At 53.5% G+C, this 26,484-nt stretch carries 23 protein-coding genes; 12 read left to right on the forward strand and 11 right to left on the reverse strand.

What is annotated here, in order from left to right; translation table 11 throughout:
• Positions 1-18: 18 nt before the first annotated feature.
• From sufC to CAER_RS0122970, 5 genes are read left to right on the forward strand one after another with little or no spacing between them, the layout of a single operon-like run.
• The gene (sufC, locus tag CAER_RS0122950) at positions 19-774 is read left to right on the forward strand and encodes a Fe-S cluster assembly ATPase SufC (RefSeq protein ID WP_027237567.1); all 756 of its coding nucleotides are present in this window, start codon (positions 19-21) and stop codon (positions 772-774) included.
• Positions 775-2,055, forward strand: a complete 1,281-nt coding sequence (locus CAER_RS0122955; RefSeq protein ID WP_027237568.1) for a SufB/SufD family protein — start codon at positions 775-777, stop codon at positions 2,053-2,055.
• Positions 2,055-2,540 (forward strand): YIP1 family protein, encoded by a 486-nt coding sequence (locus CAER_RS0122960; RefSeq protein WP_027237569.1) that lies wholly within the window; start codon positions 2,055-2,057, stop codon positions 2,538-2,540. Before CAER_RS0122955 ends, CAER_RS0122960 begins: the two co-directional genes overlap by 1 nt.
• The gene (locus CAER_RS0122965) at positions 2,537-3,121 is read left to right on the forward strand and encodes a YIP1 family protein (protein ID WP_027237570.1); all 585 of its coding nucleotides are present in this window, start codon (positions 2,537-2,539) and stop codon (positions 3,119-3,121) included. The genes CAER_RS0122960 and CAER_RS0122965 overlap by 4 nt, the downstream gene beginning before the upstream one ends.
• Entirely contained in the window at positions 3,114-4,334 is a 1,221-nt protein-coding gene (locus CAER_RS0122970; RefSeq protein ID WP_027237571.1) for a cysteine desulfurase, read from the forward strand. The genes CAER_RS0122965 and CAER_RS0122970 overlap by 8 nt, the downstream gene beginning before the upstream one ends.
• A gap of 66 nt (positions 4,335-4,400) precedes the next feature.
• Here the strand turns inward: CAER_RS0122970 and CAER_RS0122975 are convergent, their stop codons facing one another.
• The 3 genes from CAER_RS0122975 to tmpA are packed head-to-tail and all read right to left on the reverse strand — an operon-like array spanning position 4,401 to position 6,805.
• Positions 4,401-5,066, reverse strand: a complete 666-nt coding sequence (locus CAER_RS0122975; protein WP_027237572.1) for an ureidoglycolate lyase — start codon at positions 5,064-5,066, stop codon at positions 4,401-4,403.
• Positions 5,067-5,077: 11 nt separating this feature from the next.
• Positions 5,078-5,668 carry a (R)-1-hydroxy-2-trimethylaminoethylphosphonate oxygenase gene (gene tmpB, locus CAER_RS0122980; protein WP_027237573.1) on the reverse strand — a complete coding sequence of 197 codons (591 nt, stop codon included), beginning with the start codon at positions 5,666-5,668 and terminating at the stop codon, positions 5,078-5,080.
• 3 nt (positions 5,669-5,671) lie between these two features.
• The gene (gene tmpA / locus CAER_RS0122985; protein ID WP_027237574.1) at positions 5,672-6,805 is read right to left on the reverse strand and encodes a 2-trimethylaminoethylphosphonate dioxygenase; all 1,134 of its coding nucleotides are present in this window, start codon (positions 6,803-6,805) and stop codon (positions 5,672-5,674) included.
• 98 nt (positions 6,806-6,903) lie between these two features.
• Here tmpA and CAER_RS0122990 point away from each other — a divergent pair, with 98 nt between their 5' ends.
• From CAER_RS0122990 to CAER_RS0123005, 4 genes are all read left to right on the forward strand, one after another.
• Positions 6,904-7,773: a LysR family transcriptional regulator gene (locus tag CAER_RS0122990; RefSeq protein WP_027237575.1), complete on the forward strand. Its 870-nt coding sequence runs from the start codon at positions 6,904-6,906 to the stop codon at positions 7,771-7,773.
• A gap of 149 nt (positions 7,774-7,922) precedes the next feature.
• Complete coding sequence (locus CAER_RS0122995; RefSeq protein WP_027237576.1) at positions 7,923-8,345, forward strand: hypothetical protein; 423 nt, start codon at positions 7,923-7,925, stop codon at positions 8,343-8,345.
• On the forward strand, positions 8,342-9,661 hold the full coding sequence (locus tag CAER_RS28375) for a relaxase/mobilization nuclease domain-containing protein (protein WP_051357841.1): 1,320 nt from the start codon (positions 8,342-8,344) through the stop codon (positions 9,659-9,661). The genes CAER_RS0122995 and CAER_RS28375 overlap by 4 nt, the downstream gene beginning before the upstream one ends.
• Before the next feature lie 15 nt (positions 9,662-9,676).
• Entirely contained in the window at positions 9,677-9,898 is a 222-nt protein-coding gene (locus CAER_RS0123005; RefSeq protein WP_154667822.1) for a hypothetical protein, read from the forward strand.
• On the opposite strand, the gene CAER_RS0123010 is transcribed toward CAER_RS0123005, so the two are convergent.
• Positions 9,895-10,368, reverse strand: coding sequence for an H-NS histone family protein (locus tag CAER_RS0123010; RefSeq protein ID WP_245597397.1), 474 nt, complete (start codon positions 10,366-10,368; stop codon positions 9,895-9,897). The two genes, CAER_RS0123005 and CAER_RS0123010, sit on opposite strands and share 4 nt — an antisense overlap.
• 83 nt (positions 10,369-10,451) lie before the next feature.
• Between CAER_RS0123010 and CAER_RS29380 the strand changes: the two genes are divergently transcribed.
• Positions 10,452-10,631, forward strand: coding sequence for a hypothetical protein (locus CAER_RS29380; protein WP_084299623.1), 180 nt, complete (start codon positions 10,452-10,454; stop codon positions 10,629-10,631).
• A gap of 27 nt (positions 10,632-10,658) precedes the next feature.
• Here CAER_RS29380 and CAER_RS0123020 read toward each other — a convergent pair whose 3' ends face one another.
• The 7 genes from CAER_RS0123020 to CAER_RS28385 form a co-directional block, all read right to left on the reverse strand.
• Complete coding sequence (locus CAER_RS0123020) at positions 10,659-12,515, reverse strand: UvrD-helicase domain-containing protein (protein ID WP_084299624.1); 1,857 nt, start codon at positions 12,513-12,515, stop codon at positions 10,659-10,661.
• A complete protein-coding gene (locus CAER_RS29385; protein ID WP_084299625.1) occupies positions 12,512-14,506 on the reverse strand; it encodes an ATP-dependent nuclease in 1,995 nt (664 codons plus the stop codon). Before CAER_RS29385 ends, CAER_RS0123020 begins: the two co-directional genes overlap by 4 nt.
• Positions 14,507-14,685: 179 nt before the next feature.
• The gene (locus CAER_RS0123035) at positions 14,686-15,426 is read right to left on the reverse strand and encodes an antirestriction protein ArdA (protein ID WP_245597398.1); all 741 of its coding nucleotides are present in this window, start codon (positions 15,424-15,426) and stop codon (positions 14,686-14,688) included.
• A gap of 60 nt (positions 15,427-15,486) precedes the next feature.
• Positions 15,487-17,337, reverse strand: a complete 1,851-nt coding sequence (locus CAER_RS28380; protein ID WP_051357842.1) for an AAA family ATPase — start codon at positions 17,335-17,337, stop codon at positions 15,487-15,489.
• Positions 17,334-17,834, reverse strand: coding sequence for an ABC-three component system middle component 2 (locus CAER_RS0123045; RefSeq protein WP_036797546.1), 501 nt, complete (start codon positions 17,832-17,834; stop codon positions 17,334-17,336). Before CAER_RS0123045 ends, CAER_RS28380 begins: the two co-directional genes overlap by 4 nt.
• 1 nt (position 17,835) lies before the next feature.
• Positions 17,836-18,939, reverse strand: a complete 1,104-nt coding sequence (locus CAER_RS0123050) for an ABC-three component system protein (protein WP_027237584.1) — start codon at positions 18,937-18,939, stop codon at positions 17,836-17,838.
• A gap of 610 nt (positions 18,940-19,549) precedes the next feature.
• Positions 19,550-20,338 carry a hypothetical protein gene (locus CAER_RS28385; protein WP_051357843.1) on the reverse strand — a complete coding sequence of 263 codons (789 nt, stop codon included), beginning with the start codon at positions 20,336-20,338 and terminating at the stop codon, positions 19,550-19,552.
• Between the two features lie 124 nt (positions 20,339-20,462).
• Between CAER_RS28385 and CAER_RS29880 the strand changes: the two genes are divergently transcribed.
• Both CAER_RS29880 and CAER_RS30670 read left to right on the forward strand, forming a co-directional pair.
• Positions 20,463-21,152: a hypothetical protein gene (locus CAER_RS29880; protein WP_154667824.1), complete on the forward strand. Its 690-nt coding sequence runs from the start codon at positions 20,463-20,465 to the stop codon at positions 21,150-21,152.
• Complete coding sequence (locus tag CAER_RS30670; protein ID WP_027237585.1) at positions 21,152-26,443, forward strand: calcium-binding protein; 5,292 nt, start codon at positions 21,152-21,154, stop codon at positions 26,441-26,443. Before CAER_RS29880 ends, CAER_RS30670 begins: the two co-directional genes overlap by 1 nt.
• Positions 26,444-26,484: the final 41 nt, after the last annotated feature.

The following is a 26,484-nucleotide window of genomic DNA, read 5'->3' on the forward strand; positions in this document are numbered from 1 at the left end:
ACTATGCGAGAGGCAAAAATGCTCGAAATCAAAAACTTGCACGTCAAGCTTGAAGATGAAGACAAGCAAATCCTGAAAGGCGTCGACCTGAAGGTCGAGGCTGGCAAAGTTCATGCCATCATGGGGCCGAACGGTTCGGGAAAATCCACCCTGTCCTATGTCCTGTCGGGCCGCGATGGCTATGAAGTGACCGAAGGCTCTGCCGAGCTGGAGGGCGAGGACATCCTGGAGCTGGAGCCGGAAGAGCGCGCCGCTGCCGGCATGTTCCTGGCGTTCCAGTACCCGGTGGAAATCCCCGGCGTCGGCAACATGACCTTCTTGCGCACCGCCGTGAACGCACAGCGCAAGGCCCGCGGCGAAGAAGAGCTGTCGGCCTCCGAGTTCCTGAAAATCATCCGTGCCAAGGCGAAGACCCTGAAGATCGACGCCGAGATGCTGAAGCGTCCGGTCAACGTCGGCTTCTCCGGCGGTGAGAAGAAGCGCAACGAGATCCTGCAGATGGCGATGCTGGAGCCGAAGCTGTGCATCCTGGACGAGACCGACTCCGGCCTCGACGTCGACGCGATGAAGCTGGTGGCGGAAGGCGTGAACGCCCTGCGTGACGAAGGCCGCGGCTTCCTGGTGATCACCCACTATCAGCGCCTGCTGGACCACATCAAACCCGACGTGGTGCACATCCTGGCAAACGGCCGTATCGTCAAAACCGGCGGCCCCGAGCTGGCGCTGGAAGTGGAAAACAACGGTTACGCCGGCATCCTGGCAGAGGAGGCGTAAATGGCCCTGCCCGAAGTCAAGCAAAGCGCAACCGAGGCGCGGCTGTCGGCGCTGAGCCTGCCGGAAAGCGGCTGCCTCAAGGCGGCCCGCGAGGCAGCTCTGTCGCGGGTCCAGACCATGGGTCTGCCCAGCCGCCGCGACGAGTACTGGAAATACACCAAGCCGGACACGCTGGTGCAGGCCGAGGCGCCCAAGGCGGCTGTGTTCCACGCGGACGAAGCCCCGATGTTCAACGCCTTTGAGCGTCTGAACATCGTGTTTGTCGATGGCGTGTTCGATGCTGAGGCGTCCGATGACCTGTCTTTGGAAGGTATTGCCATTGACCGGATCGAGGATATCTGCTGCAAAGATATCCATTGGGCCAAGGACTTGTACGGTGTTCTTGAAGCCCGCGGCCAGACTCCGGTGGAGCGCCCGCTGGCAGCGCTGAACACTGCCTTTGCCACAGATGGCGTGGCGATCCGGGTGACTGGCAAAGTCTCCAAGCCGATCAACTTCACCTATGTGCATTCGGACGAAAACTCCGACGCGATCCTGCACCATGTGATCCGCGTTGAGACCGGCGCCGAGGTGACGATCCTGGAAAACGGCCCGGCGGCATCGCGCTTCAACAAGTGCATGGAGATCGACATCGCCGACGGCGGCAAGCTGCATCTGGTGCGTGCCCAGGGCCGCGACCATGAGCGCCGCGCCGCGACCCATCTGTTCGCCCGCCTGGGAACGGAGTCGGTGTTCAAATCCTTCACCCTGACCGTGAACGGCGTGCTGACCCGCAATGAAGCGGTGATCGAGCTGACCGGTGATGACGCAGTGGCCCATATCGCCGGCGCCTGCGTGGGCGATGGCGACTTCCACCACGACGACACCGTGTTCATCACCCATGACGCGGTGAACTGCGAAAGCCGCCAGGTGTTCAAGAAGGTGCTGCGCAACGGTGCCACTGGCGTGTTCCAAGGCAAAATCCTGGTGAAGGAAGGCGCGCAAAAGACTGACGGATATCAGATTTCACAGTCTTTGCTGCTGGACGAAAACAGCCAGTTCCTGGCCAAGCCGGAACTGGAGATCTATGCCGACGACGTGGCCTGCTCGCATGGCTCGACCTCTGGTGCGATCGACGAGGAAGGCCTGTTCTACCTGCGCTCCCGCGGTGTTCCGCATGCCGAAGCCACCGACCTGATGACGCTGGCTTTCCTGGCAGAAGCGGTGGATGAGATCGAAGACGCGGAGATCGCGGCCGACATCGTCTCCCGCCTCGAAGGCTGGCTGGCCCGGCGCCGCTGATGTCCGTCACCACGGATATCCCCGCAACCTACAAGGGGCCGCGCAAGGTTTTTGCGCGGCTTCTGAGCATGGGCGCCCGCGAAGACCGGCTGCTGGTGTTTCTGCTCGCCGGCTGCGTGCTGACCTTTGTGGCGCAGATGCCGAAACTGGCCCGCGAGGCGCATCTGACCGGACAGGAGCTCAACATGCTGCTGGGCGGCGCGCTGCTGGGCATCGTGTTCATCGCGCCACTGCTTCTGTATGTTCTGGCGCTGGTGGCGCATTGGATCGCCCGGGCCGCGGGCGGGCAGGGTGATGCCTACCGCGCCCGGCTGGCGCTGTTCTGGGCGTTTCTGGCCTCCAGCCCGCTGATCCTGTTGAATGGCCTCGTGGCAGGCTTCATCGGCGCCGGTGCGGCGCTGAATCTGGTGGGCGCACTGTGGTGCGCGGTGTTCCTGTGGTTTTGGGTATCCGGAATGATCCAAGGGTACTGGACAAAGCCATGAATACGCTGGCCGCATTTGCCCTGCTGACAATCAAGTCGCCGCGCGACGCCGCGATGCAGATCCTGGCGCGCGATTGGCCGCGCGAGGCGCTGTGGACAGCGTTCCTGCTGTCCGTGGTGCTGAACACCTGCGTCTATACTCTGCAGCAGGTCCTGTTCCCGTTGCCGCCGGAAGTTCTGCTGCCGCGGTTTGCGCCGGGCGCTTATTTTGCGGTCATTCTGGTCTTGCAGCTGAGCTTCATTGCGATGCTGGCAACCACCGGCCGCTGGCTGGGCGGGCAGGGTGACCTGCCATCGCTGCTGGCGCTGATCACCTGGCTGCAATTGCTGCAGGCCGCGCTGAACGGTGCCATTGTCGTGGTGTTCCTGGTCCTGCCGGCGCTGGGGGCGCTGCTGAACATTGCCGCCAATATCGTTGTGTTCTTTATTCTCTTGCATTTCGTGAACGCGGCGCACAGGTTCGGCTCCGTCTGGCGCTCGCTTGGGGTGGTATTGATGGCCAGCCTGATCCTGGTGTTTGCCCTTCTCTTCATCGTGGGTCTGATCGGCCCAGCCAATCTGGGACTGCCCGAAAATGTATGACGTCGCAAAAATCCGTGCCGATTTCCCGATCCTCTCGCGTGAGGTGAACGGCAAACCGCTGACTTATCTCGACAACGGTGCCTCAGCCCAGAAGCCGCAGGTTGTGATTGACGCTGTGACCAAAGCGTATGCGGAGGAGTATTCCAACGTTCACCGTGGCTTGCACTTCCTTTCCAATCTCGCGACGGAGAAGTATGAGGCCGTCCGCGGCATCATTGCGCGGTTCCTGAATGCGGGCGACGAAAACACCATCGTGCTGAACTCCGGCACTACCGAGGGCATCAATCTGGTGGCCTATGGCTGGGCGATGCCGCGGCTTGAGGCGGGAGACGAGATCATCCTGTCGGTTATGGAGCACCACGCCAACATCGTGCCCTGGCACTTCCTGCGCGAGCGTCAGGGCGTGGTGCTGAAATGGGTCGACACTGAGGCCGACGGCAGCCTGGACCCGCAGAAGGTGATCGACGCCATCACCCCCAGGACCAAGCTGGTGGCGATCACCCAGTGCTCCAACGTGCTGGGCACCGTCGTGGACGTCAAGGCGATCAGCCAAGGCGCCCATGCCAAGGGCGTGCCGGTGCTGGTCGATGGCTCGCAAGGCGCGGTGCATATGCCGGTCGACGTGCAGGATATCGGCTGCGATTTCTATGCGATCACCGGCCACAAGCTCTATGGCCCGTCCGCGTCCGGCGCGATTTACATCAAGCCCGAACGCATGGCTGAAATGCGCCCGTTCATTGGCGGCGGCGACATGATCAAGGAAGTCTCCAAGGAGCAGGTCATCTACAATGATCCGCCGATGAAGTTCGAAGCCGGCACGCCGGGTATCGTGCAGACCATCGGGCTGGGTGTGGCACTGGAATACATGATGGACCTCGGCATGGAGAACATTGCCAGGCACGAAGGCGGCCTGCGCGACTATGCGATGGAGCGGCTGACAGGGTTGAATTGGATCAATGTCCAGGGGCAAACTCCTGGCAAGGCTGCTATTTTCAGCTTCACCATGGAAGGTGCCGCGCATGCCCACGACATCTCGACCATTCTCGACAAGAAAGGCGTCGCGGTGCGTGCAGGCCATCACTGCGCCGGGCCGCTGATGGATCACCTGGGTGTTTCTGCGACCTGCCGCGCGTCCTTTGGCCTCTACAACACTAAGGAAGAGGTCGACACGTTGATCAATGCGCTGGAGCTGGCGCATGAGCTGTTTGCCTGAACCCAGCCACTGACCAAAGAAAGACGGCGCCCGTTGAGGCGCCGTTTTGTGTTTCTGTCCAGTGCTTTACCCTTGGATCTTGTCCGCCTGCAGCGGGCACGAAAGGTAAACCCGGAACTCCTTGCCGACATCACAGCTGACCCGCGCGTGAACCTTGCCCTGCCGGTCCAGGAAGCGCTGGCTGTTGTCCACCGGGAAAATCCCTTCGTGCCAGATGTTAGGGTGGATATAGAGCCCCCTGGAGCCATCGCACCAGAAAGCCACAACCATTTCCGGTTTCAGGTCATCACCAGGCAGTGCGGCAGGAATGATGAAGGGCTTGTTGTCCAATGGAAAGAATAATTGCCCGCCGTCGGGGTGGTAATTCATGTGCCACAGCAGCACCTGATTTCGTGGCGCGGTCTGCTTGTCTGCCTGCGCCTGCTGCGGATCAGTGGACCAGCCGAGAACATAGCTGCCGTTAACGGCTTCGTTCTCGCCATAAAGCACATCGCCGCGCCAGTCGCCGCGGAAGGTGCCCTCGACCCAGCCGGCCTCATCGCCGGTGCCCTCGTCAACCGGACACCAGCCCTGGGCCGGCCACTTTACAATTTCGATCTCAATGGTTTCGGGATCATCCACCATGCAGCCATAACCCTTGACGCTTTCCTCTGTCGCCCGGATCAGCGGCACCTCATGCCAGGGCAGCGAGGGTTTGGTGCTGGCCTCAAAGATATACTCGGGCGCACTCATTTTGCGGAATCTCAGGCCCCCATGTGTTTGTCGACCATCCGTTGGACCATCGGTGCAAAATGCCAGTAGTCCGGCGTCTCCATATCCGCCCGCTTGCCGGCCTCATCCAGATAACGAACAGCGATGATCTGCTTGAGGTTCGGGTTCTTCTCGAACTCCGCCACTTCTTCGGCATCCATCGGCCCGCCTTGCAGCTTCAGCGAATGGATGGAAGCCTCTGACAACCGGTTGAAATACTCCGGCTTGGTGGCGCAGAGATAGCGTTTGGCCGCCACATGGTAACGCACGCAGTCGGTGATCACCGACGGGAAGAATTGTTCCAGAACCTCGGCGCCGGCCTCCTCGTGATAACGGTCCTCGGTGTCATCCATGGAGAACATTCCGAATTCACTGGTAAAATGGCCGATGTCGTGAAGGAGGGCCCCCACGATAATCTCTTCCGGCTGGCCGTTCTGCTCGGCGATTGTGGCGCCTTGCAGCATGTGTTCGGCCATGGTGACTGGCTCGCCCAGATATTCCTCATCGCCGCGGCGGTCGAAGATACCGCCAATGAATTCAACGATATTGCCGCGGTTCAGCTTGCTGACGTCTGGCTTGCTCATCACTCAGCCCCCAAGTTGCGCATTCAGAACGTTCAAGGTCGAAAACAGCCCGTCCTTGTCGGCGTAACACCCCTGCAGCCAGCGCGAGCCGGAGCCGGAATAGCCAAGCCGTGCGTGCAGCACGCGGGTGTTGTCGACTATAAAGCTTTCCCCTGGCTCCAGCTTGAAGGAAACGCCCATTTCGGGATCATCAATGAATTCACCCAGGCGGCGGTAGGCGGCGTAATAGGCCTCCATCTTCTCAAACGGAATGTCGACAAACGGCGCCGAGGAGCGGTTGTTGAACCGTATCGCAATCATCTCGCCATCGGGGGACAGTTCAATCATCGGCCGGCGTGCGCGCAGATGCACCCCGTCAGAACCCTTGTATTCAAACCGGGCCGGATTTCCAGCCAGCAGGGCAAAGCCCTCCGGGTCTTCGTCGCGGAGGCGTTCGGCGGCGCGGAAACCGTCCACCACGATGCTGTCGCCGCCCTCAGCCGAGTTTTCCAGGCAATAGAGGATCTGCAAGCTGGGCACCGGATCGCGGTAGGGGTTGTCGGTATGCGCCTGCAGGCCCAGGCCGGTATACGCCAAGTTGGTCGGGTTCACTTCGGTCCGGACCTCAAAATACTTGCCGTAATTGGTTTCGCGAACAAAACCGAACATGCTGGCGCACTCAATCAGCGCCCCCTCGCGCACCGGGCCGTTCACCAGCTTGGCAAACCCAAGCCGGGCAATGGCGTCCAGCCAGTCGCGTTTTGCCTTGGGATCCGACTGTACCTCGTTCCAGTCGAACGCGGGGGCAGGCTGGCTGCTGTCCCAGGTCTCAACATCCGGGGAGGTGCGGCCGACTTCTGATGACTGATCAGTGTCATAGGCGTTGGACTTCAACCACTTGCCGGGGAAAGTCACGGTTTTGCCTTCAGGGGCGAAAGTGACAGTCAGGGCCCCGTCGTCCACCAGCGCCGTGCTGATCCTGGTGTCAGCTGGAATGTCGCCGATGGTGATCAGGCGCTGGCCGTTGCCAGGCGAACGGGTCTCGGGATCCAGCGCATTGTCGCGCAGCCAGATCGCGTGGAACCGGCTCTCGCTGCCGTCTTCGAAAGTCAGGGTCAAAAAGCTGCCGGATGCGTCAGCGGTCACGGAACGGGGCATGGGGTTTCTCCGGTTGGCCTTGTTCTCTCTTGTGCTGCTACCGCGGCTGAGCCATCAAGAGAACGACGGAAATCGGGGTTTGAGAGTTAGGTTTTCTAATGGCGAAAAAGGTCACCAAACAGGGGCTGCCGCCGCTTGACTGGCTCAAGGTGTTTGAAGCGGCGGGCCGGCACGGCAGTTTCACCGCCGCGGCGGAGGAATTCGGCGCCACCCAGGCTGCGGTCAGCCAGCGGATCCGTAACCTGGAATCCTGGCTGGGCCGCCAGCTGTTCATCCGGTCGGCGCGCGGTGTATCGTTGACTGTGGACGGCGAAAGCTACCTGCCGCTGGTGCATGATTCCCTGCGTGCGCTGGAGCAGGGAACCGAAAATCTGTTTGGCCAAACGGTTCGCGAGCTGCGGATCGCGGGCTTGCCGTCGCACCTGGAAATGCTTTTGCTGCCGAGGCTTGCGGCCTTTTCTGAAGCCTGCCCGGACCTGCGGCTGGTGACCGAAACCGTGCCCAAGCGGCTGGATTTCGAGGCCGCGGACGGCGCCTTGCAGATCCGCTATGGCCGCGGCGGCTGGGAGGGGCGGCAGGAGGCGCTGCTGGCCAGTGAGGTGCTGCAGCCGATGACCGCGCCGGGCCGGGTCGAGCACTGGCGGCAGTTGCCGGCGATCGAGCTGCGGGGTGAGCGGCCGGGCTGGGCGGAATGGTCGCGGGTGACGGGCGAGGCTCCGCCGGAGGCCGGGCCGGTTTCCGTCGATTCCATGGCGCATGCCCTTCGGGCGGCGCGCCTTGGCCTGGGTGTCGTGCTGGGGTCCAGGGTGCTGGCTGCGAACCTGTTGCAGACCGGTCAACTGGAATGCGCCCCGGCACCGGACCTGGCGACGATTGACGGTTACTGGCTGACTTGGCCGCCCAGCCTGGGCAAGTCGAAACGGCAAAGCGAAGTGCTGGCTGCGTTGACGTCCGCCCTGCAAGCTTGACCTGCCTGCACGCCGCGGGGGCAATTTTTTTGTCTGGATTTGGTAAATGGCGCGCCTGGAGAGAGAAAGTTCAAACTCTCTCTTCGAGGTTTTAGAGGACTGGGAGCGCAATCTCGCATCTTTTGATCGTAACGATCTGAGGTGCGACGATGACGAATTCGCACCATAATTTCAACGATCTAGCGGCAAAGCCCGCCAAGGCTGCTAAAAAGCGTGAAGCGCCGTTTTCACTGCGTTTGACCTTTGAGGAACGCGCAAAGCTCGAAGAAGCGGCCAATGGCGTGCCTCTGGGTGCGTATATCAAGGCCGTGCTGTTCGCACAGGATCTCCAGAAGGTGCGGCGCAGGAATAGGAACCCTGTGGCAGACCATGAGGCTCTGGGGCGCGTTCTGGCGGCTCTGGGGCAATCACACCTCTCCAGCAACCTCAACCAGCTCGCCCGTGCCGTAAACACGGGCACGCTGCCTGTGCATCCGGAAATCGAATCCGAGCTGCGCGAGGCCTGCGCGGACATCGCCAAGATGCGCGCAGCGCTGATCGAAGCGCTTGGCCTGAATGGAGGCGTTTCATGATCCTCAAAGGCAACCAGCGGGCACATGGCAAGGAATTGGCGCGGCATTTGCTGAATGATCGCGACAATGACCATGTAGAGCTGTTCGATCTGCGCGGCTTTGCGGCTGATGACCTGACGGGTGCGATGCAGGAATGTGAAGCGGTGGCGCGCGGCACGCGCTGCAAAAAGCATCTGTTCTCCCTCAGCCTCAACCCGCCGGAGCATGAAGATGTGCCAGTGGAGGCGTTTGAAGCGGCCATTGCCCGCGCCGAATCCCGTCTCGGGCTAGAAAACCAGCCCCGCGCCATTGTCTTCCATGAAAAAGAAGGCCGCAGGCACGCTCACGCTGTTTGGTCGCGGATCGACGGCGAGCAGATGAAAGCGATTGAGCTGCCCTACTACAAGACCCGCCTGAATGAGGTCTCGCGTGAGCTGTATCTGGAACATGGCTGGCGCATGCCGGACGGGTTCAAGGACAAGAAAAACCGCGATCCGCTGAGCTTCACGCTGGCGGAATGGCAGCAGGCCAAACGTACCAAGCAAGACCCGAGAGAGGTCAAATCTCTGATCCGGGAATGCTGGAGCGGATCGGATGATCGTAAGGCCTTTGAAGCGGCGCTCAACGGGAATGGCTATTGGCTTGCCCGTGGTGACAAACGCGGCTTTGTGGCCGTGGATTGGCGCGGTGAGGTGTATTCCCTCAGCCGCATGACGGGAGTAAAGACCAAAGAGCTCAAAACCCGTCTTGGTGATCCGAAAGAATTGCTGTCAACGGATATGGCAAGGGCGCATGTGGCGGCGCAACTTACGCCCAAACTCAAGGCCTGGGCGAAGGAGGAACGCGCCAGAGCTGAGAAAGCCAATCTCGCGGCCAAGTTCCAACGCGACCAGATGGTGCAGCGCCAGCGCAAAATCCGTGATGATCTCAAACGCAAGCAGCAAGAACGCTGGCTTACTGAGGAAAAGGCACGCGCGGCCAGAACGCCCACAGGCATTCGCGGGCTCTGGGGCTGGATCACGGGCAGGAACCGTAAAATCCGCCAAGAGAACGAGGCCGAGATTGCCCGCGCGCAGAGCCGTGACCGTGCTGAAAAGCAAGACATCATCCGCAAGCAACTGGCCGAACGGCGCACATTGCAGCGGCAAGTGAAGCTGGCGCGGGAAAAACAGCAGGCCAAGCTGCAAGAGCTGAACCGCGATGTCGCGCTAGCCGTGAAGCTGCGCAAGGTGCCGGAAACCCGGCCCGAGCCAAAACGCGGGCGGGAGCGCGGTTCTGATCATATACGCAGCCGTGACCGCGCCCGTGGCCGCGATGACGATTATTCACCCAACTAAAGAAAGGAGACTGTCATGAGACATACAATAATGCTGAACCTGAAAGAAAAGCACGCCGCCATGCTCGATGAGATGAGCGGCTTTTACTGCGATACGCACGAAGACATGCTGCGTCTTGCCATCGAATGGGCGTATGTCGTCTTCCGTAAGGACGAGTTGGAAGCATTGCAGGAGTGCTTTGACTTCAACGATGCAGCCCGCAAAAAGCCGGAAGACGACGATCTGATCCCGTTTTAGATTTCCAGGTCTTCGATGGATTTCCCGGCTTCCAGAGCGGCGTGAACCCATGCGGGTTTACGCCCGCGTCCGCTCCAGGTTTGGGAGGCATCTTCGGGATTAGCGTATTTGGCGGCAGCTTTAGCGCCGGATTTACGCCCTTTGCCGCCGTGCAGGGCAATCACGTCCTCGAATGACACGCCGTGTTTTTCGGCAACGACCAGCATTTCAGCATAGGCGTTTTGCTTGGCTTCTTTTTCCACTTCCACCTTGCGGGCTGCAATGTCTTTGGCTAGTGCGTCCAGCTCCGCCGGGCTTAGTCCAGTCAGATCAATTCCCATGTGTTCCTCGCGGTTTTTTTTGTTTGCTCGGTCAAAGCAGATAACAGGTTTTGAGGCAAGCGCTTGCCGCGCCATCGCTATAAATGCGTGCGCTAAATCGCACAGGTGATCTCTCTCCCCTTCCTTCAAATCACGAACAGCCGCCACCATCAGGCCTTTATGAGCCGAGGATGATGGGAACGGGGCCGAAAGGCCCTGATGGTCGGGGCCTCCTTGATCCAAAGGAGGAGAGAATGAAACTCACCACACGATTTGAAGCCGCAAAGTTCAGCAATAACGAACTGCGCGGCCTGCTGCGCAAAACCTTCAATGCTTTGGCCGCTAGCGCCCCAAACACACCAGAACGCCGGAATGCTCTGGCAACACTGGAAGCATTGCAGGCGGAGTTGAATGCGCGAACAGTAAAACCGTGACTCCATGTCATAGAGTGTTTCTCAAGATCATCTGTCTGTGAAAGATACGCCCGCATTTCCCAAATCATTATAAAAGTCACGAACGTTCTCTATCCCTCTAGAGTCACGAGTGACTGAAAAGTGTACTCTCTCTCTTGCTCTCGATAAGGCTACAAAGAACACATTTACGTCGTCGTCGTTTCCCCAAAAAGCGTCATCATTTAGCTCAAGAAAAATTACTGTGTGATACTCGAGACCTTTACTCTTGTGGATGGTCATCAGGCGAACCGTGTTCGCACCTTCAATGTTGTCAATGCACTCCTGCCAGGTCGCAGCATTGCTACGACACTCGTCAAAGAACTGTTCGAATCCTGATACCACGTCGTTCAAGCGATCTTCGCTTGAATATTCTCTGAAAGCCTTTTTGAACTCACTGAGTTCCACATGCTGCAACAATACTTCAGAAACTTCTGCGCCGGAAAGGGTAGACGGTACTCTATCCGACGACAACGCCTTGAGGCTGTCCAGAAGTTCTCGGATGTATCTAAGGGTTTCACTGTGTCCTCGCTCAGTGCTGATGTCCAAGCCGCGCAAATCAGCTATTGTATCCCTACATTCTTGAAATGGCATTCCCTCGCGAACACCTACGGAAAGCTTGAATGCACTCTTGAAGAACTGAAAAGCCCTCTCTTTTGTTAAGTCCTGTACTGCGATTTTCCCAAGCAGTCTTGCATCATTCCTAAGTTTGACTCCCTCAGATTCAAAAAATGGACGAAGGCGCTTTTCAATATCGTCAACGCGAAGGCGAGCGAGAATAACAAAGTCGGATGCGGATAGCTGTTGGTTATCTCGTAGTTCGTTCGAGATGTAAGTAGCCAAATATTTTGCTTCGTCTTCTCGCGTGTTAAAGACCCAGCCTGATACCGCATCATCGGAAACATCTTCGTTCTGTCGAGCGCAGACAGTCTCGACATAGTCGTTCTCTATCCCGGATGCGAGACTGTTTATTACGGACACAATTCGACTGTTGGATCTGAAATTATATAGAAGCCTCTCACTATCTGCATTGAAGTCTTCCTCAAACTTTTGGAATATGTCTTTTCGTGCACCAGCCCACCTCATAATTGCCTGATTTGTGTCCCCCACTGCAGTCAAGAGCGCGTCCGATTGGAAGAAACCAGCTTTCAATAGCTCATACTGAGATGAGGTGAAGTCTTGAAACTCATCAAGAAAAACATGGGAGTAGGTATTTCTGAGCGCCTCTAAGATTGCTGGCCGCGAACTTAAGATATGTGTAGCAAGCAATTTGATCATATCAAACGTTAGGCGAGATTGTGTAGCCTTGACGTTTTCGTGCCACCAAGAAAATTGAATCCCGTGATCCGGCGTGGATATGTCGTCAATGCTGAAGCAAGGCATTGAGCTGTGCACTAATTTATCAAGTTGCCTATTATTTTTGCCGCGGATTGTTGGGTGGTCCTCACTGTTTCGCTGGCCAAAATCTTCCCAAATATCTCTGTTGGGGAAAAAAATTGTATAGTCAGCGGTTGGCCTCCATGGTTCTGGTACAGCTTCTAAGAACTGATCCAGTAATCTCTTGGCGAAAGCATCTAAAGTCAGTGACTCAAAACGTTTTGCCACATCTTGTCCGCATCTATCCGTCACGCGATCTAACAAATTGCGCGCCGCGTCTACTTTAAAGGCAATCGCTATAATCTTGCGAGGTGGAGGGCACGCGCCTGTTTGAAGGAGGTATGCGGCCCGCTGTGCCAGAATCTCGGTCTTGCCTGAACCTGGTCCCGCAAGAACTGTCAGTGAACGATCTGATTGCACTATCTCCAGTGCTTTTCCCTCTAGTCGTATACCTGGTGACGGGGTCCAGTTCTCCTCTGATACATGCGTCATTCGCTTTGCTCCATGACTTCACCATCGTCAAAGAAATTCCGGTCGGGTTCGTCCGCAATTTCCGGCTTCAAAAGTGCTTTGGCTCTTTGAACTAAGGCCTTCAATGGCTCTGGGCATCCAGCAAGAATTTCCTTGTCTTCAAGAGTTGCCAATGCCCGAAGATGTGATGCCGGCTTCGACTTGGACTTGAATAGGTTTTTGTATACGTATAGCTGTTCGTCAGTGAATTCCTTATTTACAATTTTTAGTTCCGCGTTGCCCTTTCCGTTATCCCCAAAAACAGATTTTGCAACGTCAGTCATTTTTACCTTGCTGGGATCAAATGCTTTTGAGGGTGCATATGCTGAAGGGAAATGGCTGATCATCATCATGTCTAGATCCAGTGGGCTGGAGTAGTATACCTCATTCGAGCGCAGCCAATTTACCCAACCTTGAAAGGTCTCAGGCGTAAGTTCCTCGTTCGAGATAACATCAGAGGGTTCGATTGGTACGCCTATGTCTTTAAGCCATTGCGCTCCATTCTTCACCCGCCCCATTCCAGCACTATATCTCCCCAGATCAAGGTCGAGCAACGTTAAATGCGGTATTCCTAGTCCGCTAGCCAGCGTCCACAAATGCTGTGCGTGACGTCCTCCCACTGGCACGAAGGCTACAAAGGAAGGGTCCAGCGGAATATCGAACGCCTCAGCGATACGCGGTATTACAATTCTCTCGCTATCACCTTCACCGACGATGATTAGTCGTGCAAAATATATTTCAGGATTGGCCAAAATAACCTGACTTAAAAATTTATCCTCTTCGGTACCCTCTTCTGGAAGGGGGATGTTTTTTACAGTACTCGTAAGCTTAGATCTGCAATTTCTGAAATACCGAACCCTTCTTGGCGGGATGCGGGTTAGGATGCTAGTTGAATGACTGGTGACTATCGATTGAGCTGATCCGTCTTCGTAAAGCTTTGATAATAGGGACATCAATCTTGGTAGATAGAATGGAGCCAAATGATTCTCTGGCTCCTCAAGAGCAAAAATGGTCAAGGGTGCCGGAGTGAAATCGATCGCCTTAAAGCCCTCGAGGGCCTTCGGGCTCGCGCGCTCCATTTTTCTTTCTAATCCATGTAGAGTCGCTGACAGAGCAAAGTACAGGAGAGATACTTGTCCCTCGCTAAGCTCATCTAACTGCCGTTGTCCGCCCCCTGGGGATTTCTGGAAACGGAGTGTTAGGTCTCGTATTAGTTTCTCAAATTCTGTGGCGACGACGCTAATTAACGGATCAGCATCATAGTGACCATCGTGCAAGGCTCCCCAATACCCTTTCAAGTCTTCAGTAACCTTTTGAATGGCAACAACACCGTTTAAATTATCTTCAAGCTGTTGGGCAAAGTTCTTTGACTGGCTTTTTGTGATATCATCCCACGCAGCCGAACGCTCGATCCTCTTCAGTACATTTTTTAACGCATGTTTGGTAACGCCAAGAGAGTCTCTGTGGGCCGGTATATAGAAAAGCTCTGCAAATTGGCGTGGCCGTCCTCGAAATGGAACCTTTCTTTCATCGTCGGGACCAAACGGTACTTCATCCAGTGTGCGTATAGTGTAAGTCTTGACTTCAATTTCGTCTTCAAACGCTTCATTGCTAACGTATAGTGCTTCTAGGCGCACTCGAACCTTTAGAGCTTCACCTGAGGCGTCAAAGAAAACATCATTGAAAACGGTTGGAACATCGAAGCCTTCGTCGAACCCAAAAACGACATCTATGAAGACCTCTCTCTCTGAAACCGTTTGGCTGTCCTCTTTTGGCCCGAAATGAATATCAGATTTTCGAAGTCGACATTCCTCCGGGTTTGGTGAAAACAGCCTTTTCAACGCTTCAAGCGCAGATGATTTCCCAGACCCGTTGTCTCCTACAAATCCGTTGATGCCTGGCGCTAGTGAAATTGACGTGGCATTGTCGCCAAAGCATCTGAAATTTCTTAGAGTGATCTTTTCAATATGCATTCCGGGGGTGCATCCTTATCTCTGCGCGCTTCAGGCACAGTTCATTGCTGTCAGGTGGTTCAACTTAGAATTTACATTTTTTCAGCGTTAAATCAATAGGTTGTGGACAAAACATTTAGACGGTCCCGGTCGTATCGTCTGGCGACTCGTCGCTACAAAACAAAAAACGTGGCCCTCCATCATCGGCACGCATAGACAAGGGTTTCGCCTGCGATCTCGGTTTCGGTGAAGTCCACGGCCAAATCACGGGCGATGGCCTCATAATCGATATTGAACCGGATCGGCTCGGGGATATCGCCGTACAGCCCTTCATCCACGAACAATTCTGCTAGCTCGCGCGTGGAGGTAACCGGATAGATATCCACGTCAAAACGGCGCGGGTCTGGTTCGAAATCGTATCCACACTCACCAACGGCAATGATAATCACCTGTTTGTCGTGATCGCCCAACTCCTCGACCAGCTCGAAATATTGGGGCAGGTTGGCTTGGTTGATGCCGATGGCTGAGGCCAGTGCGCAATCAATGGCTTCGCCGTCAATGAACTGAATTTCAAACTCCTCGACCTTCTGGCCGTAGTGGTTCCGCAAGGCTGCGGCCTTGGTTTCATAGTCAGCAAAGTCCTCGAAATAGAAGCCAGTGGCGGAGATGTCGTAGGGCTGGGCAAACAGGAGAGTCATAATGTCCTCGCTTTCATAAGGTTGAAGGCGAAGCCGTCCTGATGACCCCGCGCTTGAACCTCTGCCCAGCGGCGAGCGTCCCAACAAAAAAGCCGCGCATGCGCGGCTTCGGGACGTCTCGATCAAACCTTCCGGTGATGGGTCAACGTCTTCTCGGGAGACCGCGATAGCGGCGGCAAGATGATTGACCCACAGCCGCCAGGCGTCACCGGATTTGATGCAAGCTGAAAGAATAGGTTCCAAGCGTGCCAGGGCACGCGTCAGGATAAGAGTGGCGGCACGCCTGCCGCCTCTACTCTCTGCTTAAAGAGGGAAGAAACCATATCTACCGTGTGTTTCGCTCTTCGTAAACTGAGTAACTCTCCCATAGTTCATTATGTTTGGCGTTATCGACTTCTTGTTCTCAAAGATTATTGTTTGCGTGCTGTTCCATTTTTGAAGATCTGCAAAAAATTTTTCATTCAAGTCCGTTTGTGAGACTTCATCATCCTCGTCAGGTTCTTCGTAAGCAATGAGCGGGGAGTCCAAGATCACAAACCCGGGACGAGGCAAAGACTTTCTTTCGAGGAGCCGTGCTAATCCAATGCTCGTTGCCGAATGCGTGATCGACCTATGACCTTTACCATTGCTCGCCCTATGTTTTCCGTTGATGACAATATCCATCTCATCGTCGGAGAAGTGAACATTGTCGGCATTAGGCAGGTTCCATTCCTCAAGAAGTTTTTCTATCTCTTGCGCCAGATCATAAAGCGCAACAGCAGGAACTTTGGTACTGTCAGTGTTCTTATCAGGCGTTTCGCCCTCGTCAGGACTTTGAAATCGTGTTTGCAAATCTTCCAGAGTTTCGAACAAGCCAATCGCCTTGCTGACTTGTGATTTTTTGGAAATCAACTCGGAGTAATCAGTTCGTGACTGAGTGAAGTCAGGTTCAAGGAGGTTCAAAGATTTTTGGCTTTCATCCAATTGCGCGCGCTGCGCCACAATTTGACCGTCCACCTCTTGCTCTTCCATGCTAAGCTGCTCAAGTGTTCGCGAAAGATCCCTGTGCAACAGAAGTACTTTCGACTTCTCGGCCTGGGCTGCTTGCACGATGCTGTCAATATCTCCGTCGCAGGCGTGATCGGGGTCTTGATTCTCTGGTGTAGCACCACAGAGTGGACAAATCTCATCTGATAAGGCGGAAACTAAAGCGCCCGATTCAATAATTCCATCCAGCCGTTCCACGTCAGACAGGTAGTGAGACAGGAGGATATTAAACCGTTTGCGCATACTTTTAACTTCTGAAAGCCGTTCAGTTTTTTCATGAAGCTGCTTTCTGTCAGAGTTTCTCGCCGACAGTGCTTCATAGTATCCCTTCTGGTGAGCTTGAAGAGAAGTGTTTGCCTGCTCAATGGACCCATTCAGCTTGCTTTCTTGATCGCGAAGTTCGTCAATCGTTGTATCCTTGCTCGCAACCGAAAGGATTTTGGTCCTCATGTCTTGAATTAGATCATCCAGCAATCCTGCACGAGCAGACCGAGATATTTTTTCTGCTTCGGATGTTTTTTCGGAGACGAGTGAACTGTCATCAACACCGGTGAGAAGCAGCTTTAACCTTGAAGTTTCCGAAGTCCTCTTAGTGAACTGCCCAGACATGAAAGGGGAGCCTTCAGTTTGAATATTGGTTTCGTCCACCACAAAGATTGGCAGCAATGTTCGAATTGAAAGCTTTTCCTTATCGTTTCGTGCGTTTCTTTTTAGGAGCTTTCCTGCCAGGCCGATTCTTTCCAAAATGAAATCAGATAGGCTTTGCTCCTTCTTTGTTGAATTTTTTTCTCGAAGAGTTTGGAACTCTTGATCTTCCGGCGGCGCGTTGTGCAGCCCAGAGAAAAGTTTGTAGTGTCCGCCGTCGATTGAACGTACGACTGTGAACTTACTTTGATCAGAAAACTCCAAACCGAGTGAAATGTCAGAGTATCCGACATGTTCGGGGATCTCTTTAAGCTTGCGCTCTCGCCCCATCATGAAGTCAATGGCGTCAAGGATGGATGACTTCCCGGTGTTTGATGGACCGAAGACAATATTCAATCCATCCGAAAACTCAATGACAGCTGGCTTTTTTCGCGGACCAGTAAAGCAAAGGTGCCTAAAATTCATTGTAAGGGTATCAGTCATCTGGTCGAAATCGCAATCTGTTCGAAGTGAAAGTCTGCCGACCAACGGTCGAACGCTTTGTTAAACACAATGGGGAAGGCGTTTCCCCCAAACGCGTTGTAATTCTTAATAGTCCAAATGGCTCGTTCTCGGAGCGCAACAATGTATGGTGTGGTGAGGCTGTTTATAAACACCTCTCCGATTTCAGTTGATTTATAGAAAAAGCCGTTAGGTCGCATCGTCTTCAACACCAACCCCTTAGCTTCCATGAGGCTTAACCCGCGCGCAACGAGTTCACGACGTATTACCAGTTCACCATTCCTAGTAGGGTTCTCCGGGTGGAGACTGGATGGGGCAGCTTCAAAGTCTCCAGTATGAACAACTAGGTAGTCAAATGCGGAAAGTTGTTGGAGGTCTAGTTCTATATCCATATCGGAAGCTAAGACGCAGAGAGACCGCACTCCCGTTTCGAAGGGGCTGTTGAAAGGTTGAATTCTAGTCTTGCCTGTTATCGCCATTTCACTTCCTCCAAGTCAGACGATCACCATTCGCAAGCTGATGACAAATCCCACGAAGATCTTTTACCGTTACCACTCCGCTCAACCCGTTGGCCGAATAGTTTAACTTTGAAGCCTCTTTCGTAACTGCTTTGACGCGCTTGTACCCTGTCTCATAATCCTCTTCTTCCGTGTCTTTTACACCGTGAAAGACTTCATCTTGTAGCGCTTCAAATGTTCCCTTCGGAACGCTATCTCTAGCAAAATTTACAAGCGATTCAGCTTCGTAAAAAACCTGCCGAGACCGATTGAAATGGTCCTGGAACTCTTTGTGAGAGGCCAGTTCATCTACCCCTTTGATTTCTTGTCCACAGTCAGAATAGGCTTCCAGGAGCTGCTCGATATATCTATTTTCGTCACTGGAAGGAGCAATCGGCGGTGAAATACTTGCTGGTCTAGGGCACAAACCACCGCCAAATCTAGCTGCGTGGTAGGGGGTGGCCCTGTGCTCGTCAATTACATCTAAGCTAGGCTTGTATTGGAAGATGTTGAAATTGAACTTTGTCACATATGCTTCAAAGGAACCCGATAGTGGAATCGCTTCCTTGGAGGTAATGTTGGGCGCAATTGTTTTGTCCCAACGTGAAGTAACTTCCTGCTTCAATTTTGGCTTATCCAGCAAGAGTTTCTTCAGCTTGGCTCCGCAGTCTTTCGGGGCAAAGAAAAAATAGTTGTCCGGTACGGTTATCTTCTTATTGTACGAGTGCCAGAGGATCTTTCCAATTTCCGGCAAAGCATCACTGGGAGTCAACGGGTCTGCATAGTGTTTACACTGGTAGTTGTCCCAACTCCCTTGAAACCCTTCTGCTGTTCGGAAGGCAGCGACGTCGATGCCGTAATCGTTAGCGCCGCCCAGTCTTGAAACAAGGGTGTACTCTTTCTTTTTCTGGTGCGCCCATTCGAGGATAAATTCTTCCCACTGATCCGGGTCGAAGAGAAGAATTAACTGTTGAGGTTGAAACGTTGGTTTCGCATTGATCGATGCTGAACTCGGTGGCGCAACGGAGGTAACCTCGGGGAGTTCAAGTTCTTTTAGTTCTTCAGAGGTTAGTACGAATTCAGTCACTAGGTTCCTCAACCTTTTTTGCAAATCAACTTAGGATATATGTGAGCATGCTTTCAACCTGATGGCAATCTGTTCAGTATGGGTTTCCCCAAGAAGTTTAGGTGGATTGGGAACAGCCTCTTGACCGCGGTGGAGTCATCTCTTCACAACACGCGCAGGGGGCAGGGTTTCATAGGGGCAGGAACGCTCGTTGGTCTCGATGAAGTCGTCATGGGGGTATCGGGGGTAGCAGGAACGCTCCCCTGATTGGTGATCGAACGGCCAGTCGTTTGTGCATGGTTCGGTGCAGGTGGAGAGGGACATCTCCAAGCCCTGCGAGTGGTTTCAAGGGGCGCGATAGCCCTTGGATCGATGGGATGGTTCCAAGGCAAGGGCAGCAATGAAATGCTCCCTTCCTGGTCTCCATGAAATGGTGGTGTTTGAACGGCCACACGTTCTCCTGGCTCTGAATGGGTTCGTATACCCTGGATGAGCCAGCCGCCGGAGGGATGCAACGGGAGCGCGCAGCGGGCTCCCTTGCCAAGAGGTGGTGGTAGTACCACCAACATCTTGCCGTGGCACTTAGTGGCGATTTGGGGCGTTTAGGTAGATTTAATGCGGCGCAACATGATCAGGTGCTAATGTTCCGCTCTCGCGCATGCTCAAGTGGCTGCGATGGATCAAGGTTCCAATAGTTCAGGGCTTCCATAACTTCATTGCGAGGGTAGTGCCGCCCTGCCTGTGACAGATCTCTGCGGATAGCGTTCCAGCGTCGTTGGGCGGAACTGCGAATATCGGCGTTGATTTGCATGATACCTGGCGGCTGAGGGTCGTCGCTCTTCTTCGGCCAGCTCGCAGGGTAGGAACTCCAGTCCGACCAGCAATCAAGGGCGGAATTTGTGCCGCTCTGACTATCGTGATCGCACTGCCAGCCATAGAGGTTCCGGGCGCAGATCCTCAACATTGCCTTCACTTCTGGGATGGCATCGGTGAAGGCTTTGAGCGGCATTGGTAGGAGAACCATGTTCGCAACACAGGAAAAGAAGCGCCTGTCCTGAACCACAGCGTTTGTTTCTTGATACCGGGCATCATCAACACCCCACAGATGGCAGCATGTCCAATCCTTGCGACCATCTGAACGCAAACCCAAGGCATGGGTCAGGGCTTTGTTCGCGTTTGAATTGCCTTCTTGCTTATGTACCGACTGGCCAGTTTGGCGATTGGTGTTCATCTGCGGTTCAGTCCAGTTGGACTTGTAGAAGTGAACGTTACGCGCGAACTCGGGATACCAGACTGGCAATAGTTCAAACGTCGCCGGATCGACCCAACGCGCCGTGCGCTCAATCAAGCGCATCGCGTCCTGTAGCGAATGCTCCGACATAAGAGCATCAATGCCATTGGGTAGAGATATTCTGCTCATCTTACGCCTATTTGTTTTCCAGCTTTGCTCACAAGGAATTATCCACAGCCACCTGAGTACGCAACCTATAATTAGTATCAAATGCAAAAACACGCGCGTATGATGTGCTTTGTTTGGAGGTTAAATGAAGAAATACACGCTATCCCTATTCTTGCTATTGTTTTTGCTCCCGGGTGCTGCATGCAAAGATGAGTCGCGATACACAGACGAAGTTGTCAAAGGGGTGGTAGGTAAGCGTGATTACTTCATTCCGAAATCTTATTTCAACAAGTCTGTGCCGCCATTTACGGACAATAAAATCCATCTTCGTACTTACTTTCCGAGTTTCTTGCCGCGAGATGAACAAGAGCGAATAAATAAAGAAACCCCTTGGTGGACAAATCTGAGTATACTGGCTTCAGAAGTTCAAAATGGCTCAATTGAATTTAATGCTTCAGCCCTAAAAAGCGTTGAATATCTGGATGCAAGTCACTTTGTTGAAAACTTTTTTGGCCTTGAGCACTATAGACAGCCTAACGGTACAAACCAAGACCGTTACGATGTTTGGTATGAAAAGAGTGAAGATGGTCAAATTATCTCATATTTAACATGCTCCGAGAAGCTGGCTGATATTTCTGTCCCGCAATGTACACACTACTACCGACATCACGACATTCAAATCCAATTAAATTATGATCGCCGTTTATTGCCGAGTTGGCGAGAAATAAAAGCCAATGTTCTTGCTGTGTTTGATAGCTTCTCTTCTCGAGAGGCGGCGACCCAATTTATACAAGATCGAATTTCACTAACAGCCATTAAGAGGGATCAAGAGTAATGACAGCCATTGATACAACGCAACTCGAAGCGCTCGCCAATCTAACTTTCGCGGACTTCAAGGCTCTACATCTGCAAAACCAGAACCGTGCCGAAGTTTACTACACTGAACTAAGAATACAGGGGCAAAACTCTGGAATTACAAGTATCGAGAACTACGCAAATATTGCTTTTGGTGTGGTTCAAAATAGTACAACAAATGGACAGATGGCGAACTATTTTACGGCGGCCTTTGCTGAGGTTGCTACACCGGTGGTGGATTTTTCACCGGGGTCAGACGCTAGACTGTTGATGCAGTATACTCTCATGCAGGAAGATTTGGCGGCAAGGTTAAACAATATAAACAATTTAGGTGGTGATGGTGAACTTGATTTTTCTGTCACAAATACCATTCACGAAAATGCACTTGATGCAATCGGCCTCGGGCCGGAAGCTTTTGCGCTCTACACGCCACTTAGTATCTTGGCTGAACACGATCCGGCCAAGGCACAAAATTATTTCGAAGCTGCAATAGATAGTACGGGTTTTCTAGATACGGTCGGGCAAGGTCTACTTCTCGGCTTCGGTGCGGATATCAGTAGCGCGCAGAGCTTGTCAGACATTCTTAAGGACTATGGCGATCAAGCCGAATGGCTGGCTGCTTCTCTTGAGGCCATGGAAGATTGGATTGATGCGAACTCCGGGAATGCTGATGCGGCGATAGTGGCGGATAAGATTAATGCATTTCAAGCTGTCTTAAATCTTGCAGGCGGGTCCTTCTACGCCGTTGCAGATTGGGTTGACTGGGTTTCAACTACGACCCAAAGTTTAGTTAATGAGATTTCTGATTGGTACGAAACCACGCTTGTGTTCTTTGGCGTTACGCTCACTGGGTGGTGGGATCCCCTTGTCATCGATCTTGATGGAGACGGGGTGAGCGCGGACTACATTAGCGCCTCTGGTGGGAATTACACAACCTACTTCGATCTCGACGGGGATGGCTTTGCGCAGGCAACATCGTGGCATAGCGACGGATTTCTTGTCCGTGATCTCAACGATAATGGCCGGATCGACAATGGGACAGAGATGTTCGGCGATGCAACAACGGACGGTTTTTCCGCGTTGGCCGCGCATGACAGCAACAGTGACGGGGTTATTGATGCCAATGACGCGATTTGGTCAGACCTTGAAATCTGGGAGGATGCGAACCTGGATGGCCAGACGCAAAGCGAAGAGCTGCTGAGCCTGGCTTCGCTCAATATCACTGGTATCAATCTAGCCGCTACAGTGATTGGGAGTGGCACTGGTACAGGCCTGACGCATACGGGCACGGTCACCACCTCCTCCGGCACGCTTGAAGCCGGGAACTACAATTTTGAAATCGAAGCGACCAATACGCGCTACGCACAGGACTATAATTTCGATGTGCGCGCGGCCTTCCTGCCGACTATGCGCGGTTATAACCAGATGCCTGATCTGCACATTGCGCTGAGCCTTGATAACGATGAAACTGCCCCAGATAGCTTAATGTCTCTGATGACAGAGATTGTCTCTTACAGTTTCACCGAGATTTTCGAGAACTGGTCGGATGTAACGGACACTATTGAGGCGATCCTCTTCCGATGGGCGGGTGTAGATGGTGTCAGCCCAACAAGCCGGGGAGACTTTATTGAGGATGCACGCCAGCTCGAATTTGTTGAGGAATACCTCGGCCAAGGCTTCGTTGACAGGAACGAATGGGGCACTGACCCCGGCGCGGTGCAAGCGCGTGAATTTCAGGAGTTCTGGGACGCGACGCTTTTCCCGCGTTTAAGCGCAAGCGTTCTTATGCAATCGGCGGCGAGCAACCTTTTCACTGATACTATCAGCTATGACTTTGCTGGCGATATTCTGGATATTCCTGGAGCTCGTACCTTTGATCAGGACGCGCTGGACAGCTTGGAGGACATCGCCACCAACTTGAGTACAGCCAGTGAACGCCTTGACTTCTGGTTGGATGTTTCTGCGTTTCTGAGGTCTATTACGCAGCACAATGGATCGGGCAATGATTTCGGCCTGGATGCTACCGGGAACTCATTATTTGCCGCTGCGATTTCCAGTAGCGATTCAAGTCTGGTTCTGGATTCTGCTAACCATGACCCCGCCAACGGCATAACGTCCGTTGAGTACCGTATTAATAATCCGCTGGGCGAAACGTATGAAGGAAACAGCTCGAACAATAGTCAGACTGGAACTTTGAATGCTGACACTATGGTTGGGTATGCCGGAGCAGACAACTATGAAGGCGGCGCTGGAAACGACTTTATCTACGGTCATAGTTTGGACAACGCAGGCGACGATTCCGCTAATGATTTTCTGAGTGGTGGGGACGGAAATGACTTCCTCGATGGCGCTGGTGGCAATGATACCCTCATCGGAGGTGAAGGCGCTGATCACAGCGTGGGAGGAGATGGAAACGATCTGATACGCGATGGTTGGGGGAATGCTTCTATTCAAGACCTAGCCGAAGGCGGCACGGGAGATGATACTTACGAATATATTGGTTGGGGCAACGCCAGCGTCTACATTAATGATTCTTCCGGGACTGATGTGCTGAAAATGTTTTCAAACGGGCAATTATACTCCACAGATTTGGTTTATACGCGCGTCATAAACGATCACATTAGAATTACTGGCCTAAACAGTGGCGGCACTGTGGGTATCAATGTAACTATCGCAGATCAACTTCTTGATCTTGGAGACGCTGATGGGCGCGGCGTTGAGACCGTGGAGCTTTATGACACAAACCTCGATCTCAAAAACCTGCTCCTGAACTGGTCGGGATCAATGAATACTATTGGCAGCGAGCAGGATGACGTCATTGATGGCATTACATTTGGCAGCACTGTCGATAACATCAGTACGTACGGTGGCAATGACACAGTAGATGCCGGGGGTGGGGACGATCAAGTATATGGGGGGAATGGAAACGATACAATTTATGGCGGCGCAGGCTCTGACACACTTTCTGGGGAAGATGGCGACGATATCATTAATGGTGAAGACGGTAACGACAGTATATCGGGTGGGAACGGCAATAATAAACTCTATGGCGGAGGCGGAGACGATTTTCTTGCGGGCGGAAGTGGAGATGATGAACTTGACGGCGGAGCCGACGATGATGATTTAAGCGGAGGTGCAGGAGATGATATTTTCTACTTCTCATCAGGCTTGGATACTATCGTTGACTTAAGTGGCACTGATCGCTTGATAGTAGGAAATGCGCTTCGGCCAGAAGACATAGATTTTTCTTACAATGGGAATGATCTGGTGTTGGAAGCAACAGCAGTGCTGTCAGGAACTACAACGATTTCTCAACAATCTCAATCAGATGCAGTCATCGAAAGCATTGAGTTTGAAGATGGCTTCACAATCTATCCCTATCCTCTGATTTTTGAGTTGAGTTCATCAGACACATCGACCGAAACTATCTCCGGTCATGTAGGAGGTAGGGTAATTTTCGCGAATGGTGGCACTGATATTGTAAATGCTGATGGTGGAAATGATACAGTATCAACCGGACGAGGCGATGATGAGCTTTATGGCGAAGACGGTGATGATAAGCTTCACGCAGGAAGCGGCAATGACCTTATTTCCGGCGGTGCGGGGAATGACACGATTTGGGGTGGTGAAGGCAATGACACACTGAGCTTTGCAAGTGTCTCAGCAGCGATCACGGCCAGCCTGATCACTGGTACTGCCACAGGTGAAGGGACTGATACGTTCCAGGGTATCGAGAACCTAATCGGGGGTTCTGGAGACGATGCCCTGACAGGAGACGCGACTGCGAACACGCTTTCCGGCGGTGCGGGCAATGATGTGATTGATGGCGGGGCTGGTGATGATACTGCCTCTTATGCGAATGCGACGGGCAGCATGACGATCAATCTGACGAGTAATTCGGCTTCTGGGGCGGACGGATCAGACACGTTCATTTCTATCGAGAACGCGATTGGTTCAGATTATTACGATACCTTGGTTGGTGGTTCTGGGAACAACACAATGCGCGGGAATGGCGGCATTGACATCATTACAGGCTGGGCCGGGGCGGATATTCTTTACGGCGGCACAGGCAATGACATTCTGTATGGCGATGATACGGCCAGTAGCGCGGCTTACGTTGGTGCAGGTGACGACACCATTTATGGCGATGCCGGAGAAGACACGATTGCTGGCGGGGCTGGCAACGACACCATTTATGGCGGCGATGACGATGACACGATCTACGGTGCAGCCGGAGACGATACGATCCACGGTGATGCTGGCGATGATCTGATCTACGGTGATTACGCGGTCGCTGGTGCGAATGACGGGTCTGATGTCATTTATGGTGGCGCGGGCGAAGATACGATTGTCGGCTCAGGCGGAGACGACCAATTACATGGTGGCGATGATGCCGATACGATCCACGGCGGTGGTGGTCAGGATGAAATCTGGGGTGATGGCGGGAACGACATTATCTACGGCAATGACGATGATGACATTATCCACGGCGGTGATGGGGAAGATATCATGTATGGCGGCGGCGGTCTGGACACTATCTATGGAGATGGTGGAAATGACCAGGTCAACGGACAAGCTGTAACCGATTACATCTATGGCGGCGAAGGCCATGACTGGATTTGGGGTTATGAGGCCGATGATGTCTTATACGGCGGAAACGGCAACGATACTATCTTCGGTGATGACCAATACAACACCACCGGGTTTGTTGGTGCAGGTGATGATGAGATCCACGGTGAGGCCGGGAATGATGTGCTCTCTGGTGGAGATGGGAATGACACCATTCATGGCGGCGCAGATTCCGATACGATCTGGGGCGGTAACGGCGATGATGTCTTAAACGGTGATGCTGGGCTTGATCTGATGTATGGGCAAGCTGGAGCCGATACCATGCGCGGCGGCGATGGAGCGGACACGCTTCTGGGCGGCGATGGTGCTGACACGTTGTATGCGGATGAAGGCATTGATAAACTCTGGGGGCAGGACGGAATTGATACATTTGTCTTCGAAGGTGAAACCGCCTTTGATGGACGTGATCTCGTGGGTGATTTCCAAGCTGGCGAGACAATCAATATCGCAGATGTCTTGAGTGACTACGGCTATGACAGTGCCACACATACACTATCTGATTGGGTGCAAATCACCTATGCAGGTAATCATAGCTTCTTACAGGTTGACCGCGATGGGACAGGCACGAGCTATTCCATGACCGATCTGATGTATACTGAGAATTACAACAACCTGACGATCAGCGATCTGGTGACGGCATAGGCGCTCTTAGCCGCTCTAACAGAAGGCGGCTAAGGCTTGCG

The organism is Leisingera caerulea DSM 24564, from assembly GCF_000473325.1.
In the GTDB taxonomy this organism is placed as follows: Bacteria; Pseudomonadota; Alphaproteobacteria; order Rhodobacterales; family Rhodobacteraceae; genus Leisingera; species Leisingera caerulea.

Coding starts and splice junctions, on each gene's coding strand:
- CAER_RS0123020 (WP_084299624.1), bottom strand. CDS start 12,515: ATGACGCATGTATCAGAGGAGAACTGGACCCCGTCACCAGGTATACGA.
- CAER_RS0123005 (WP_154667822.1), top strand. CDS start 9,677: ATGAGACATACAATAATGCTGAACCTGAAAGAAAAGCACGCCGCCATG.
- CAER_RS0122975 (WP_027237572.1), bottom strand. CDS start 5,066: ATGAGTGCGCCCGAGTATATCTTTGAGGCCAGCACCAAACCCTCGCTG.
- CAER_RS29880 (WP_154667824.1), top strand. CDS start 20,463: ATGAAGAAATACACGCTATCCCTATTCTTGCTATTGTTTTTGCTCCCG.
- tmpB (WP_027237573.1), bottom strand. CDS start 5,668: ATGAGCAAGCCAGACGTCAGCAAGCTGAACCGCGGCAATATCGTTGAA.
- CAER_RS29385 (WP_084299625.1), bottom strand. CDS start 14,506: ATGCATATTGAAAAGATCACTCTAAGAAATTTCAGATGCTTTGGCGAC.
- CAER_RS28375 (WP_051357841.1), top strand. CDS start 8,342: ATGATCCTCAAAGGCAACCAGCGGGCACATGGCAAGGAATTGGCGCGG.
- tmpA (WP_027237574.1), bottom strand. CDS start 6,805: ATGCCCCGTTCCGTGACCGCTGACGCATCCGGCAGCTTTTTGACCCTG.
- CAER_RS0123010 (WP_245597397.1), bottom strand. CDS start 10,368: ATGGTGGCGGCTGTTCGTGATTTGAAGGAAGGGGAGAGAGATCACCTG.
- CAER_RS0122995 (WP_027237576.1), top strand. CDS start 7,923: ATGACGAATTCGCACCATAATTTCAACGATCTAGCGGCAAAGCCCGCC.
- CAER_RS28380 (WP_051357842.1), bottom strand. CDS start 17,337: ATGACTGATACCCTTACAATGAATTTTAGGCACCTTTGCTTTACTGGT.
- CAER_RS0122965 (WP_027237570.1), top strand. CDS start 2,537: ATGAATACGCTGGCCGCATTTGCCCTGCTGACAATCAAGTCGCCGCGC.
- sufC (WP_027237567.1), top strand. CDS start 19: ATGCTCGAAATCAAAAACTTGCACGTCAAGCTTGAAGATGAAGACAAG.
- CAER_RS0122960 (WP_027237569.1), top strand. CDS start 2,055: ATGTCCGTCACCACGGATATCCCCGCAACCTACAAGGGGCCGCGCAAG.
- CAER_RS0123045 (WP_036797546.1), bottom strand. CDS start 17,834: ATGGCGATAACAGGCAAGACTAGAATTCAACCTTTCAACAGCCCCTTC.
- CAER_RS29380 (WP_084299623.1), top strand. CDS start 10,452: ATGAAACTCACCACACGATTTGAAGCCGCAAAGTTCAGCAATAACGAA.
- CAER_RS30670 (WP_027237585.1), top strand. CDS start 21,152: ATGACAGCCATTGATACAACGCAACTCGAAGCGCTCGCCAATCTAACT.
- CAER_RS0122955 (WP_027237568.1), top strand. CDS start 775: ATGGCCCTGCCCGAAGTCAAGCAAAGCGCAACCGAGGCGCGGCTGTCG.
- CAER_RS28385 (WP_051357843.1), bottom strand. CDS start 20,338: ATGAGCAGAATATCTCTACCCAATGGCATTGATGCTCTTATGTCGGAG.
- CAER_RS0122990 (WP_027237575.1), top strand. CDS start 6,904: ATGGCGAAAAAGGTCACCAAACAGGGGCTGCCGCCGCTTGACTGGCTC.
- CAER_RS0122970 (WP_027237571.1), top strand. CDS start 3,114: ATGTATGACGTCGCAAAAATCCGTGCCGATTTCCCGATCCTCTCGCGT.